The sequence below is a fragment of the Brenneria izbisi genome (assembly GCF_025840185.1).
GTDB lineage: Bacteria > Pseudomonadota > Gammaproteobacteria > Enterobacterales > Enterobacteriaceae > Brenneria > Brenneria izbisi.
Map to the genome: position 1 here is coordinate 282,729 of NZ_JAMPJU010000003.1, position 14,541 is coordinate 297,269.

The following is a 14,541-nucleotide window of genomic DNA, read 5'->3' on the forward strand; positions in this document are numbered from 1 at the left end:
TACCAGCAGGGTTGCACATCGCTACACTTTGTCATAATCCCCGGAAAAAATTCAATCCCGTGCGCCTGAAAAGGTTGATGTTTATCCTTAATCCGCCAAAAACAGTTCCAGCAACGAATTCAGAAACAGTTTGCCGTGTTCGGTTACCTGCCAGTGCGTGCTGGTTTCACTCAGATAGCCTTGTGCCAGCGCCTGATCCAGTTGGGTGCGAATAACGCTTTCATCCAGCCCGGTATAGGCGGTGAAATCAACGCGCGGCGCGGCTTCCAGTAGACGAAAACGGTTCATGAAAAACTCGAAAGGCCGGTCTGTAAGCGCCACGTCATGCTGTTTGTCCAGATAATTACCCTGCATGTAGCCGCGGGGATGGCGGGTTTTCACCGTGCGTAGAAGGCGTCCGTCACTGAAAGTCAGTTTGCCATGCGCGCCGCAGCCGATGCCCAGATAATCGCCAAAGCGCCAGTAGTTGAGGTTGTGCTGACATTGATAACCCGGCTTGGCATAGGCTGAGGTTTCGTATTGCTGGTAGCCGGCGGCGCTCAGCAACTGATGGCCTTGCTCATAGATATCCCACAGCGCGTCGTCATCCGGCAGCGTCGGCGGGCGTGAACTAAACAGTGTGTTGGGTTCAATGGTCAGTTGATACCACGACAAGTGGGGCGGATTCAGCGCGATGGCCTGACGCAGATCGTCCAGCGCCTCTGCCAGCGATTGGTCCGGCAGCCCATGCATCAGATCGAGGTTGAAACTGCGCAGTCCCAGCCCTGCCGCAAGGTTGGCTGCGCGTTTGGCCTCTTGCGGGCCGTGAATGCGTCCCAGCCGGATCAGCTTTTGCGCATCGAAACTCTGTACGCCGATAGAAATCCGGTTGATGCCCGCCCGCTGATAGCCGCTGAAGCGATCGGTTTCAACTGTTCCTGGATTGGCTTCCATGGTGATTTCGGCATCAGGCGCGAGAGGCAGTCGCGCCCGCACGCCGTCCAGCAAGGATTGCATGGCTTGCGCGCTCAGCAGGCTGGGGGTGCCGCCGCCGATAAAAATGGTGTGCAGCGGGCGGTTGCCCGCCAGCGGCAGATCGGCATCCAGGTCGGCCAACAGGTGTTCAACGTATTCCTGATGCGGTACATCGCCTTTCAGGGCATGGGAATTGAAATCGCAATAAGGACACTTTTGCACGCACCAGGGAATATGGAGGTACAGGCTGAGCGGCGGCAGTTTAAGCATTGCGCAGGGCATCCAATAACAACCGCAGCGCCTGACCGCGATGAGACTGCGCGTTCTTCTCTTCACGCGTCAGTTCGGCGGCGGTTTTGCCCAGTTCCGGTACGAAGAAGATCGGATCGTAACCAAAACCGCCCGCGCCGACGGGTTGATGACTCAGTACGCCTTGCCAGCGAGCGTGGCACACCAGCGGCGTCGGATCTTGCGCATGACGCAGATAAACCAGCACGCAATGGAAACTGGCGCCGCGCTGCGCGTCAGGCACTGCTTTCAGGGTATGCAGCAGTTTCTCCAGATTTTGCTGATCGCTGGCGTCAACGCCGGCATAGCGTGCGGAATAAATTCCCGGCGCGCCGCCTAAGGCGTCCACCGCCAGCCCGGAGTCGTCCGCAATGGCGGGCAAGCCGGTGATTTGTGCGGCGTGACGCGCTTTGAGGATCGCATTTTCAATAAATGTCAGGCCGGTTTCTTCGGCGCCATCCACCCCAAGCTCGGTTTGGGCCACGATATCCAGACCAACATCCGCCAGCAGACTGGCGAGTTCACGCACTTTACCGGGATTACCGGTAGCCAAAACCACTTTTTGCATGCTGTTTTCCTGCGTCGTTATAGAATGAGATCCGCGACTTCCGCCGGGATAACTTGCGGGTTGATGATTTTAATCTGTTTATGCCGACCGAGTTCGCCTTTTTCGATAATGACCAGACTTTTGGCTACCCGGAATTGTTTGGCGAGGAATTTGGTCAGATGGGCATTCGCCTGTCCATCGACCGGCGGGGCGGTGATGGCGACTTTCAGTTCATCGCCATGCAGTCCGATAATCTGATCACGGCTGGCTTTCGGCTGAATATACAGCCGAATGATCAGCGCGTCGTTGCTGCGGGTAATGGCGCTCACAGCAAGAACCACAGCCCCGGAAACAGATCCATGCCCAGATAATTGAGCAGATACAGGATCAGGATCACCACCATGGCGGAGAAATCGATGCCGCCCATCGCCGGGATAATGCGGCGGATCGGCGCCATAAACGGTTCAGTCAACTGATGCAAAAGATACTCGACAGGGCTGCGGCCCTGACTGATCCAACTCATCAGCGAGCGGATAATCACCACCCAGAACACCAGGAAACCGGCTGATTTAATCAGCGAGATCAAACCGACCAGCAGATTCATCGGACTCAGCGACAACGCCCCCACCTGAATCAGCAACAGTAAAGGATACTTGATGGTGGTCAGGACAAATGCCAGCAGTAACGATGCGCTGTCAATCGGGCCCAACGACGGCAAAATGCGACGCAATGGCCCGACAATCGGCTGCGTGATTTTTACCACGAATTGCGACAAGGGATTATAGAAATCGCTGCGCGACCACTGCATCCAAATGCGCAACAGCAATACCATCACGTAGAGGTCGACCAGCGTCTTGACCAGAAAAGTCAGGGTAAGCATAGATACATCGGTTCCTTATTAAAGAGTAAACGGGCGGATGATTGGCACGTTGTATTAAAACAGCTTTTCCATTTCCTGAGCGCGGTTAACGGCGGCCTGCATCGCCTCGGCTACCGTTTGCGTCAACTCACGCTCGTTAAACACCCGCAGCGCTTGCGCCGTGGTGCCGCCTTTGGAAGTCACGTTTTCGCGCAGCGTCGACAGCGGCGTATCGGGATTGGCTTCGACCAGCGCCGCGGCGCCGCTAGCGGCCTGTTGCACCAGCAGGCGCGCGGTATCCTGATCAAATCCCTGGCGCAACGCCTCTTGTTGCATGGCTTCCATAAACAGGAAGAAATAGGCGGGCGCGCTGCCTGCGGCGGCGATAACTCCGTTGATGCCGGATTCCTGTTCCACCCAGCATACTTTGCCGACGCTTTGCATCAGCGCGGCGGCGAATGTCCGGTCAGCATCGCTGACGGTCACGGGCGCATAGAGCCCGCTCATGCCTTTGCCCACCAGCGACGGCGTATTGGGCATAATGCGCACAATTGCCGGTTTTTCGCCCAGCAACGCCTGAAAACGGGTAATGTTGACGCCAGCGGCTATCGATAACACCAGTTTACCGCTGAAATCCACCTGTTGCCGCAAGGGTTCGCACACGCTTGCCATCATCTGCGGTTTGACCGCCAGTATAATGACGTCCGCTTGCTGTGCGCCGCGCACGTTATCGCTACTGCTGATGACGCCATATTTGGCCGCCAATGCATCACGGCGGTTGCCGGAAGGCGCGCATACGCAGATAAGGCTGGCAGGGTAACCGCTTTCAATCAACCCGGCAATAATGGCCTGCGCCATATTCCCGGCACCAATAAACGCTATTTTACGTTGTTGCATCTGCATTCTCGCTGATTACCGTTTGTCTTTGAAAAGCCATATCGTGATTTCGCCTTAGACGGCGGGATAGTCGCGCGCGCCGAAAATAGCGGTGCCGATGCGCACCAGCGTACTGCCGGCGGCGATGGCCGCCTTCATATCATCGGTCATCCCCATCGATAAGGTATCAATATGAGGGTAGCGCACGGCTAACTGCTGAAACAGGTCGGTCATCTGCCGGAAAACGGCCAACTGGCGCTGATAGTCTGTTTCGGGCGCCGGTATCGCCATCAGACCACGTAGTCGCAGATTCGGCAATCCCATCACGCTGGCGGCCAGATCAGCCAATTGATCGGTCATAATGCCGGATTTACTCGGTTCGTTACTGATGTTGATTTGCAGCAGCACATTCAGCGGCGGCAGCGTCGCCGGACGCTGTTCGCTTAGCCGCTGGGCGATGCGCAAACGATCCACGGTGTGGAACCAGTCAAAATTTTCCGCCACCAGACGGCTTTTATTCGACTGCAACGGGCCGATAAAGTGCCATTCCAAATGGGTTTTCGGCTGGCTTTCCCGAAAGTAACGGATCTTATCCACGCCTTCCTGAACATAGTTTTCGCCAAATGCTCGCTGTCCGGCGTTGATGGCGGCTTCGATCGCCGTCACAGGTTTGGTTTTACTGACTGCAAGCAGCGTGATTTCCTCTGGCGCTCTTGCGCACTGTTGTGCGGCCATTGAGATCTGTCGCCGGATGTCCTGTAGATTCTGCTGGATAGTCGTCATAGTGGTTCAGGAGATTAATCTATGGATGTGAGTGAATGGGTGGCGCTTAGTGTAAAACATAATGCGTCGGATCTGCACCTGTGTAGCGGACATCCGCCGATATTGCGTATTGATGGTCGGTTACGATTTGAAAATACCTTATCACGTTTAGGTAGCGAACAACTTGAACAGTGGTGCGCTATCTGGCTGGAAGCGACTCAACAACAGCAGTTGCAGCAATACGGGCAGGTTGACGGCGCGTTGACGCTGGCGAACGGACAGCGCCTGCGCGTTAACGTATTTCGTCAACGCGCCGGGCTTTCCATCACGATGCGGCTTATTCCCTCATCCCTTCTCTCACTGGCTGCGCTGCGCGCGCCGCCGGTGTTGTCGGATCTGCTGGAACGGCGGGATGGATTGATTTTAGTCACCGGGGCGACGGGGAGCGGGAAATCCACTACATTGGCCGCCATGATTGCCGCCCTGAACGAACGGCATTCCCGTCATATCATTACGCTGGAAGATCCGATTGAGTTTCTGCACGCCAGTCGGCAATGCCTGATCCAGCAGCGTGAAATCGGCCAGCATTGCGCATCGTTCGCGCAGGCTCTGCGCGCCGCATTGCGTGAAGATCCTGATGTTATCTTGCTGGGGGAATTGCGCGATACCGCAACTATCCGCCTGGCATTGACGGCGGCGGAAACCGGGCATCTGGTGCTCGCCACGTTGCATACCCGCAGTGCGGCGCAGGCGGTCGATCGGCTGATTGATGTTTTTCCGGGAGAGGAAAAAGCCTTTGTTCGCAGCCAACTGGCGGCCTGTCTACAGGCGGTGGCGGCGCAAAAATTATTGCCGATGCCGCAGGGGGGAAGAGTAGCCTTGTTTGATATCCTGACCGCGACCGCAGCAGTGAGCAATTTGATTCGGGAAGGGAAAAGTCATCAGTTGCCCAGCCTGATGCAGACAGGGGCGCAGGCAGGGATGCAAACCTTCGAGCAAAGCTGGCGGCAGCGCTGTAGTGAGGGGTTGCTGGTGTGACGACTATCGCGGCTTGTATGGCCCTGATAGGAAAAACCTTGACTGGCAAATAATTGCCAGTTACTTCACGCAATTACGCCCCTGGCGTTTTGCGGCATAGAGGTTTTCGTCCGCCAACTGGATCCAGTCGTCCACAGAGGTAAAGTGCGGGCGCCAGGGCGCGACGCCCACGCTGATTGTGAATTTCAGCATTTGTTGTTCATACAATAATGTATGCTGCTCAATCTGCATGCGGATGCGTTCGACGATGTTCATCGCCGTTTTGTGCGAGACGTTATTGAGCAGAATAATAAATTCTTCGCCGCCAATGCGGGCGAACAGGTCATCGCTGCGAAGCGATAATCGTAGCAGCGTGGCCAGTTCTTTGAGCACGGCATCGCCCGCCAAATGGCCGTATTTATCATTTATTTTCTTGAAAAAATCGATATCCAGCAGCGCCAGGTAGCATTTTTTTATGCTTGCGCGTGGTTTTCCGCAGTGAAAGAGCTCATTAGCCTGTTCAAAGAAATTGCTGCGGTTGGGCAGTCCGGTAAGAAAATCATGCCCGGCATTAAAGCGTAGTGTTTCTTCTATCTGTTTACGTTCATCTTCCAGCACGCGGGCGTGGATGATAATCCCCAGGGTTTTAACCAGAGGAGCCAACAGGTTAATCAGATGCTGGTCGTAACCATCAGGACGGTTGGCCAGGGCTATCATGCCGATGGGCTTGTCATTGTGGGTGATGGGAATAGCCAGAAACGCGTATAGCGTTGGGTGTCCGGGTGGAAAACCGCGGCTGGCAGGATGCGCCGCCAGGTTGTTGGTGCATACCACCTTATTGTGGGTGACGGCATAACCGAACAGATTGTCGAGTTGGCGAAATACCAGTCCGCCATTGATTTTACGCTGCTGGTTATACCACTCCCGCGTTTCCTTATCCCACGATAGGTTGGAGATAGAGGGAATATAAAGCGATTTGCCTTCTTCATCTTCCTGCACCTTGGCAATAAAACCAAATTCACTATTTGTCACGTTGAGCAGGCGGGAAAAGACCTTATCGCAGGCGGAAGGTAAATTGTGATCGATCAGAAAACTGTCGTGGGCGGAGAGCAGAATATCCAGTATCGCCCCTTGCTGTTCCGCTTTTTTTTCTGTCTCTACGTTGTGCGTAATATTGTGGGCGTACTTAATGACTTTCTTTATCGTGCCATCATCATCCATGATTGGATTGTAAGTCGCCTGTATCCAAAAAGATTTATTATTTTTTCCCAGCCGGTGAAAGCGTCCGCTAATGGATTGACCACGTTGTAATGTTGCCCAGAACTTGTCGTATTCCGGTGTGTTAAGATAATTTTTTTCATATAATAATTTATGATGTTGCCGAAGCAATTCATTTTCTTCATAACCCGTCAATTCGAGATAATTTTCGTTGACATAAGTGATATATCCTTCCCGGTCAAATTCAATTACGCCTTGTGAGTTATCGATAGCTTCGATTTTAATACGATGTTCGTTGGTAAGATATTTTTGCTGAGTAATATCCAGCGCCAGTTTAATCACCCCAATATGTTGGCCATCGTCATCGATGATCGGCGTATAGGCGGCATGAATCCAGATGTGATCGCCGTGTTTGTTTCGGCGCCGAAATTCCCCGGAGCGGATGTTGCCGCTAATTACACTGGGCCAGAAATGGTCGTGTTCCTGGCGCTGTTCTTCAAATAAAAACATCCTGTGATTCTGGTTTATCATCTCGGTTCTGTCGTAACCAAGTATGCGGCAAAAGTTGCTGTTAGCTTCAATCAACGTGCCGAACAGATCAAATTCGGCGATGGCATAAGCTTTATCCAGCGCAGTCAATTTGGCTCGATTGTCAAATTTACCAATCAAATCAATATCGGATATTTTATTATTCGTATTCGTATTCGTATTCATATTCATCTTTACCTGTCATTCTTGCCCGTGTGTTTATTCAATATATTGCTATGTATTTGGCATAGAATAATGCTGCTACGAATGTCTGAGAATGATAATTGGTTTGTTGTGTACCTCTTTCATTTTTGTTTCAAACACTATTTCATGCGGTGCGAAAAGGCGTGTTGTGCATAGTCCATGGTATGTGCTGTGTGGGAGTTTATCCACGGCAGGCGTTTGGGAAGGAAGCGTGTCGCCTTTCAATTACAGGAAAGTATAACGCAAGGATTTTTTTTTGTGAGGTCGATGATTATTTTTTAAATTTATTCTTCTCCGTCTCTATTTGGGGCGCCCGCTCAGGCTCCAGGGCGGCGGACATCCGGGTGATACCCGGATGTCCGCCGCTGATTAATCCTGATAGCTCAACTGTTCAGGTATGCGGCGCATGATGACCTTACCATGACGGATCGACACGCTGGCTTTTGCCTGACGGCGCACGGTTTCATAGTCGTTCTTCGCATCCAGGATCACCAGATTGGCCGGACGTCCGACCGCAATACCGTAACCCTCGCCCAGATTCATGGCTTTGGCGCTGTTATCCGTGACGAAATCCAGGCAGCGTTGCAGGTCTTCATAACCCATCATATGGCAGATATGCAGTCCGGCATCCAGGACGCGCAGAATGTTGCCGTTACCGAGCGGATACCACGGATCTTTGATGGAGTCCTGTGCGAAGCAGACATTCAGACCTGCGCGGTCGAGTTCGGCCACCCGCGTCACGCCGCGCCGTTTGGGGAAGGTATCGAAACGTCCTTGCAGATGAATACTCTCCGTGGGGCAGGAAACAAAGTTGATGCCTGACAGTTTGAGCAGGCGGAACAGTTTGTAGCAATAAGCGTTATCGTAAGAACCCATAGCCACCGTATGGCTGGCGGTAACCCGTGACCCCATCTGGCGTACCCGCGCTTCTTCCGCCAGGACTTCCAGAAAGCGTGATTGGGCGTCATCGGTTTCGTCACAGTGTACATCGACCAGACAACCAGTACGTTCAGCCAGTTCCATCAGGAATTTGATGGAACTGACGCCCTGATCGCGGGTGTTCTCGAAATGGGGAATGCCGCCGACCACATCGGCGCCCATCTCGATGGCGCGCGCCATCAGTTGGCGTCCGTTGGCAAAGGATTCAATGCCTTCCTGCGGAAAAGCGACGATTTGCAGGTCGATCAGGTCGCGGGCTTCCTGTTTGACTTCCAGCATGGCGGTCAGCGCGGCCAGACTGGGATCGGTGACATCAATATGCGTGCGCACATGCTGAATACCATGATCCCGCAGCATGCCGATGGCGGTGTGCGCCCGGCGCTTGGTGTCATCGTGAGTGATGGTGGCTTTGCGCTGTCCCCAACGCTCAATACCTTCAAACAATGTGCCGCTCATGTTCCATTCCGGTTCACCGGCGGTCAGCGTCGCATCCAGATGAATGTGCGGTTCAACTAGCGGCGGAATGACCAACTGGCTGTCGGCATCGATCACATCACGGTTTTCCGCCGTAGTTAATGACGCTGGCTGGGCGTCGATCGCGGTGATCAGGCCGTTATCGAGACTGAGAGTGAAAAGTCCGGTTTGACGGCGAAGCGCGGCGTTGATGATTTTCATAAAAACTCCTGCTGTTGCGCATTGGGGAGGCGCCAGACTCAGTGAGCTCCCAGCGCGTAAGGGAGCGCGTTCTTCGACAAGCAACCCGCCTACATTTGAAAAACCGCCATGGAGCGCATCAACTGCTGCGACTGCTGTTCCAGCGATTGCGTGGTATCGGAGGAGGCTTTGACCAGTTGGGCGTTTTGTTGCGCCACTTTGTCGATTTGCGCGAACGCGATGTTGACTTGCTCGATGCCCCGGTACTGCTCCTGGGTGGCATTAGAGATATCTTTCATCAACCGGGTGATCCGCATGATTTCATCCGTCACTTCATCCATAGTTTCTCCGGCCCTGGAAGCCAGTTCCAGGCCTTCCGATATCCGGGTCTGCGAATCGAGAATCAGCGAGCGAATCTCTTTTGCCGCCTGAGCGCTGTGCTGCGCCAGATTACGCACTTCTCCGGCGACGACGGCAAAACCGCGTCCCTGTTCGCCCGCGCGGGCAGACTCCACCGAAGCATTCAGCGCCAGAATATTGGTCTGGAAAGCGATGCCGTCAATCACGCTCAGGATATCGTTGATTCGTTTGGCGCTATTGGCAATCTCCTGCATTTTTTCAATCACGTAGCAGACGGATTCATTGCTGCGGTCGCTGGTGTCAGAAACATTATTGGCGAGTTGATGCGCCAGTTCTGCGTGATCGGCATTCTGTTTCACCGTAGCGCTGAGTTGTTCCATGCTGGCGGCTGTCTGTTCCAGCGCGGCGACAGACTCTTCGGTGCGCTGAGAAAGCTGGATGTTTTCTTCAAATAACTCACGACTGCCGAGATCGATACGCGTGCTGGCGTCACGAACCTGACTCACCGACTCTAGCAAGGCGCTCTGCATCCGTCCGATGGCATCGTTGAGCCGCCCTAGTTCGTTGCTGCCGCCATGCAGCAAGCGGTGTGTCAGGTCGCCCGCCGCCACATACTCCAGTTGCTCAATCGCGTGATCCAGCGGTTTTAACAATAGATGACGCAGAGCAATCCAGGCAAGCGTGACCAGCGCCACCGACAGCAAGCAAGCGATCACCATGAGCAGCAGCATCTGGCGTTCGTTTTGCGCGGATTGCGCCATGCCTTGCTCGGAAAGCATTTGCGCGTGAGCGCGAAAAGCCTGAATGGATTTGTCAAAAGCATTGCTCAGCGGGCCAAGCTGTTTTTCCAGCACGTCATAATATTCGTCGGTATATTGTTTTTGCAGCGCGCTCAACATGGGCGTCATGCCTTGTTCGAGATAGGCCAGATAGGTTTTCTGTACGTCCTGCGCCAACGGGTATCGTTGGGTATCCGCCTCGACGGAGTTCACGGCAAGGTTAATATCCTGCTGTGACTGACGCAGGTTCGCTTCCACGATTCCTGTCTCTTGTTCCCCTTCCTCAAGACGCCCCATTTCGATCTTTCTGACCGCCAGCGTCGCGGACGCTCTGGCTTGCAACGTCAGGTTATAACCGCTCATTAGATTACCCAGTTCAATCCCCTGGATCTGGTTCTGCGCCGTCAGCGCCTGCCGGTCTTTTTTGATAGCCAGTATGCCCATGCCGCTGACGAGCAATAGCAGGAGCGTCGTCAGTAATAATAACGTCAGTAATCCGGTACGGATGGAGAGATTTTTCAGATCCATGATTTTCTTTTCCTTACGCTTTACTAAAACATGGCGGAGTGCGTTGCTCTCCAGAGCATACGTTATGTGAATGGCTGGGAGATAAAATTAAAAAGATATGGCAGGACGGGGGGATGAGGTATCCGTGAAGATATCCCGCCCGTTGCGGCTAAATAATTAGCCGTAGTGTTTGCGCCTGGTTTATTATCTGCTTATATACACATTATTTTTCATGTACACCTATGTTTTAACGTTACAGTCGCTACTGTATGGGGCGGCTTCAAGTCGCCAGGCAATGATACCCAGAGGTATCCGAGGTTTATGTGCAGTTAACAAGTTTTACGGATTATGGCTTGCGGGCGCTTATCTATATGGCGTCATTACCCGGTGGGAAAATGACCAGCATTTCGGAAGTAACGGAAGTGTATGGCGTATCGCGTAATCATATGGTCAAAATTATCAATCAACTTAGTCGCGCCGGATTGGTTATGGCCGTGCGTGGAAAAAATGGCGGCATCAGGCTAGGGAAACCGGCGGATTCAATTCGGATTGGTGATGTGGTGCGTGAACTGGAGCCGCTTTCATTGGTTAACTGCGGCAGCGATTTCTGCCACATCACGTCGGCCTGTCGACTCAAACAGGTACTCCAGCAGGCAGTACAACATTTTTTGCAAGAACTCGATCATTACACGTTGGCTGATTTGGTCAAAGAAAACCCACCGCTTTACAAATTATTGTTGGTTGAATGAGTTCTATTCAGCCTCCTGCTGATGACAACGGAGGAACCGCAATGTCACAAGATCCTTTTCTGGAACGCGAAGCAGAAAAATACGAATCCCCAATCCCAAGTCGTGAATTCATTCTGGCGCATATCGCCAAACGGGATACGCCGATTAGCCGCGAAGAACTGGCTGCTGATTTACAATTAACCGGCGAAGAACCGCTTGAAGCGCTACGCCGTCGGTTGCGGGCGATGGAGCGCGACGGGCAACTGGTGTTTACCCGCCGCCAATGCTATGCGCTGCCGGAAAAGCTGGATCTGCTGCGCGGTACGGTAATCGGTCATCGCGACGGTTTCGGCTTTCTGCGCGTCGAAGGACGCAAAGATGACCTTTATCTCTCCGCGGACGAGATGAAACGCGCCATTCACGGCGATGTGGTGCTGGCGCAGCCGTTGGCTGCCGATCGCAAAGGCCGTCGTGAAGGCCGCATTGTACGCGTGCTCGAACCGCGCACCGGCCAGATTGTCGGGCGGTATTTTGTCGATGCCGGCGTCGGCTTTGTCGTCCCGGACGACAGCCGCCTGAGTTTCGATATTCTGATCCCGAAAGAAGAGATCAACGGCGCTCGTATGGGATTTGTGGTCGTGGTGGCGCTTACCCAACGCGCTACCCGCCGCACCAAGGCGGTCGGAAAAATTGTCGAGATCCTCGGCGATAACATGGGAACCGGACTGGCTGTCGAAATCGCGCTGCGCACTCACGATATCCCGCATAGCTGGCCGCCGCAGGTGGAAGAGCAGGTTAAAGATCTGTCCGAGTTGGTGCCGGAGGCAGCGAAAAAAGGCCGAGTGGATTTACGCAAGCTGCCGCTGGTGACCATCGACGGAGAAGACGCCCGCGATTTTGACGATGCGGTTTATTGCGAGAAGAAACGCGGCGGCGGCTGGCGTCTGTGGGTGGCGATTGCTGATGTCAGCTATTATGTGCGTCCGAATACGCCGCTGGATCATGAAGCGCGCGCGCGAGGAACGTCGGTCTATTTCCCGTCGCAAGTGGTGCCGATGCTGCCGGAAGTGCTGTCCAACGGCTTGTGTTCGCTCAACCCGCAGGTGGATCGCCTATGTATGGTGTGCGAGATGACCATATCGGCGCTGGGCAAACTGACTTCGTACAAGTTTTATGAAGCGGTGATGAGCTCTCATGCCCGTCTGACCTACACTAAAGTGTGGAATATCCTGCGGGGCGACGCTGAACTGCGCGAGCAGTATAAACCGCTGGTGGGCGGACTGGAAGAATTGCACAAGTTATACAGAATGCTGGAGCATGCCCGTGAAGTGCGGGGCGGCATCGCGTTTGAAACTGAGGAAGCGAAATTTATTTTCAACGCTGAGCGCCGTATTGAACGGGTTGAATCGGTGGTGCGCAACGATGCGCACAAACTGATTGAAGAGTGCATGATCCTGGCGAATATCTCCGCGGCGAAATTTATGGAGAAAAATGAAGAGCCGGCACTGTTCCGCATTCACGATCAGCCGAGCGAAGACCATGTGCTGGCGTTGCGCAGCGTACTGGGGGAACTGGGGCTGACGTTGAAAGGCGGAATGAAGCCGCAACCAAAAGATTATGCCGAACTGATGGTGGAAGTAGCCAATCGTCCCGACCATGAAATGTTGCAAACCATGTTGCTGCGCTCCATGAAGCAGGCGGTCTACGATCCTGAAAACCGGGGGCATTTTGGTCTGGCTTTAACCTCTTATGCGCATTTCACTTCGCCTATCCGTCGTTATCCCGATTTGTCGTTGCACCGTGCGATCAAATATCTGCTCAGTGATCGTAAAGCGCGCTGGACGCCGACCGGCGGTTGGCACAGCGATATGAAGGAAATGCTGCAACTGGGTATGCACTGTTCGATGACCGAACGCCGCGCGGATGAAGCGACGCGGGATGTGGCGGACTGGCTGAAGTGTGATTTCATGCAGGATCATGTGGGCGAGGTGTTTACGGGGATTATCGCCAGCGTTACCGGCTTTGGATTCTTTGTGCGTCTGAATGATTTATTTATCGATGGGCTGGTGCATGTATCCACATTGGATAATGACTACTATCGCTACGATAATGTCGGCCAGCGGTTGATCGGCGAGTCTCGCGGTCAGGTTTACCGTTTGGGCGATGAAGTGGAAATTCGCGTTGAGGCGGTCCATATGGATGAGCGCAACATTGATTTTGCGCTGGTATCCAGCACGCGCAAACCGCGGGGTGAGGGTAAAACGGCCCGCGATCGGGCTAAAAAGCCGGATAGCCGCGAAGCGAAGCCGACTCGCCGCCATCGCAATACGGCCAAGTCCGCAGCTAATTTCGAACCTGATGCCGCTTTCCGTCAGGATGCCAAATCAGCGAAGGCGAAGCCGAAAAAGAACGCGGATAAAGCAAAAAAGAGTGGTGAAAAAACACGTAAGATTGCGGCGGCAACCAAAGCCAAACGCGCCAGAAAGAAGCCTGCGGCGTAATCTTACTGCGCAGGCGTTGACAACCAACAGGCAGACACGGCCTGTTTACGATTAATTTGAAGAGTGGCAATGAGCGAAATTATTTACGGTATCCATGCGGTTAAAGCATTACTAGCGCGAGATCCCCAGCGCTTTCAGGAAGTCTTTATTCTTAAAGGACGCGATGATCGCCGTCTACAGCCGGTGATTGCCGAACTGGAAGCGCAAGGTATCGTGATTCAGGTGGCGAACCGTCAGTGGCTGGATAGTCAGGCTGAGGGGGCGGTGCATCAGGGGATTGTCGCGAAAGTTAAAGAAGGGAAAAAGTTTCAGGAGAACGATCTGCCGACACTACTGGCAAGCCTGGACACCCCTTTTTTACTGGTGCTGGATGGCGTTACCGATCCGCATAATCTTGGCGCCTGTTTGCGCAATGCTGATGCGGCCGGGGTGCATGCGGTGATCGTGCCGCGCGACCGTTCGGCGCAGATGAACGCCACGGTGAAGAAAGTCGCCAGCGGCGCGGCGGAAAGTGTTCCGCTGATCAGCGTGACCAACCTGGCGCGCACGCTGCGATTGTTGCAGGAGCACCATGTCTGGATCGTCGGAACCGCGGGCGAGGCCGATCACACGCTGTATCAGAGCAAATTGACCGGGCCGATGGCGCTGGTGATGGGCGCGGAAGGGGAAGGTATGCGTCGGCTGACGCGTGAGCACTGCGATGAGTTGATCAGTATCCCGATGGCGGGCAGCGTATCGTCATTGAACGTATCGGTGGCGACGGGCGTGTGCCTGTTTGAAGCGGTTCGTCAGCGCGGCTGACGCACGCTTGTCAACAACA

General features: G+C 53.9%; 13 protein-coding genes. 4 read left to right on the plus strand and 9 right to left on the minus strand.

Annotated features, from left to right (window positions below; all coding sequences use genetic code 11):
• Positions 1-87: 87 nt before the first annotated feature.
• The 6 genes from hemW to NC856_RS06400 are packed head-to-tail and all read right to left on the minus strand — an operon-like array spanning position 88 to position 4,307.
• On the minus strand, positions 88-1,224 hold the full coding sequence (gene hemW, locus NC856_RS06375; RefSeq protein ID WP_264089590.1) for a radical SAM family heme chaperone HemW: 1,137 nt from the start codon (positions 1,222-1,224) through the stop codon (positions 88-90).
• On the minus strand, positions 1,217-1,810 hold the full coding sequence (rdgB, locus tag NC856_RS06380; RefSeq protein WP_264089591.1) for an RdgB/HAM1 family non-canonical purine NTP pyrophosphatase: 594 nt from the start codon (positions 1,808-1,810) through the stop codon (positions 1,217-1,219). The genes hemW and rdgB overlap by 8 nt, the downstream gene beginning before the upstream one ends.
• 17 nt (positions 1,811-1,827) lie before the next feature.
• Positions 1,828-2,118, minus strand: a complete 291-nt coding sequence (gene yggU, locus NC856_RS06385; protein ID WP_264089592.1) for a DUF167 family protein YggU — start codon at positions 2,116-2,118, stop codon at positions 1,828-1,830.
• Positions 2,115-2,669: a YggT family protein gene (locus tag NC856_RS06390; protein WP_113864915.1), complete on the minus strand. Its 555-nt coding sequence runs from the start codon at positions 2,667-2,669 to the stop codon at positions 2,115-2,117. The genes yggU and NC856_RS06390 overlap by 4 nt, the downstream gene beginning before the upstream one ends.
• Positions 2,670-2,723: 54 nt before the next feature.
• Entirely contained in the window at positions 2,724-3,545 is an 822-nt protein-coding gene (proC, locus tag NC856_RS06395; protein WP_264089593.1) for a pyrroline-5-carboxylate reductase, read from the minus strand.
• A gap of 54 nt (positions 3,546-3,599) precedes the next feature.
• Complete coding sequence (locus NC856_RS06400) at positions 3,600-4,307, minus strand: YggS family pyridoxal phosphate-dependent enzyme (RefSeq protein ID WP_264089594.1); 708 nt, start codon at positions 4,305-4,307, stop codon at positions 3,600-3,602.
• Positions 4,308-4,328: 21 nt separating this feature from the next.
• On the opposite strand from NC856_RS06400, the gene NC856_RS06405 reads away from it, so the two are divergent.
• On the plus strand, positions 4,329-5,324 hold the full coding sequence (locus tag NC856_RS06405) for a type IV pilus twitching motility protein PilT (protein WP_264089595.1): 996 nt from the start codon (positions 4,329-4,331) through the stop codon (positions 5,322-5,324).
• 60 nt (positions 5,325-5,384) lie between these two features.
• Here the strand turns inward: NC856_RS06405 and NC856_RS06410 are convergent, their stop codons facing one another.
• From NC856_RS06410 to NC856_RS06420, 3 genes are all read right to left on the minus strand, one after another.
• Positions 5,385-7,235 (minus strand): sensor domain-containing diguanylate cyclase, encoded by a 1,851-nt coding sequence (locus tag NC856_RS06410; protein WP_264089596.1) that lies wholly within the window; start codon positions 7,233-7,235, stop codon positions 5,385-5,387.
• A 387-nt stretch (positions 7,236-7,622) separates the two neighbouring features.
• Positions 7,623-8,867, minus strand: coding sequence for a cytosine deaminase (gene codA / locus NC856_RS06415; RefSeq protein WP_264089597.1), 1,245 nt, complete (start codon positions 8,865-8,867; stop codon positions 7,623-7,625).
• Positions 8,868-8,956: 89 nt separating this feature from the next.
• The gene (locus NC856_RS06420) at positions 8,957-10,513 is read right to left on the minus strand and encodes a methyl-accepting chemotaxis protein (RefSeq protein ID WP_264089598.1); all 1,557 of its coding nucleotides are present in this window, start codon (positions 10,511-10,513) and stop codon (positions 8,957-8,959) included.
• Positions 10,514-10,815: 302 nt separating this feature from the next.
• Between NC856_RS06420 and nsrR the strand changes: the two genes are divergently transcribed.
• From nsrR to rlmB, 3 genes are all read left to right on the plus strand, one after another.
• Positions 10,816-11,241, plus strand: a complete 426-nt coding sequence (gene nsrR / locus NC856_RS06425) for a nitric oxide-sensing transcriptional repressor NsrR (RefSeq protein ID WP_264089599.1) — start codon at positions 10,816-10,818, stop codon at positions 11,239-11,241.
• Positions 11,242-11,282: 41 nt separating this feature from the next.
• Positions 11,283-13,721, plus strand: coding sequence for a ribonuclease R (rnr, locus tag NC856_RS06430; protein WP_264089600.1), 2,439 nt, complete (start codon positions 11,283-11,285; stop codon positions 13,719-13,721).
• Between the two features lie 69 nt (positions 13,722-13,790).
• Positions 13,791-14,522 (plus strand): 23S rRNA (guanosine(2251)-2'-O)-methyltransferase RlmB, encoded by a 732-nt coding sequence (gene rlmB, locus NC856_RS06435; RefSeq protein ID WP_264089601.1) that lies wholly within the window; start codon positions 13,791-13,793, stop codon positions 14,520-14,522.
• Positions 14,523-14,541 lie beyond the last annotated feature (19 nt).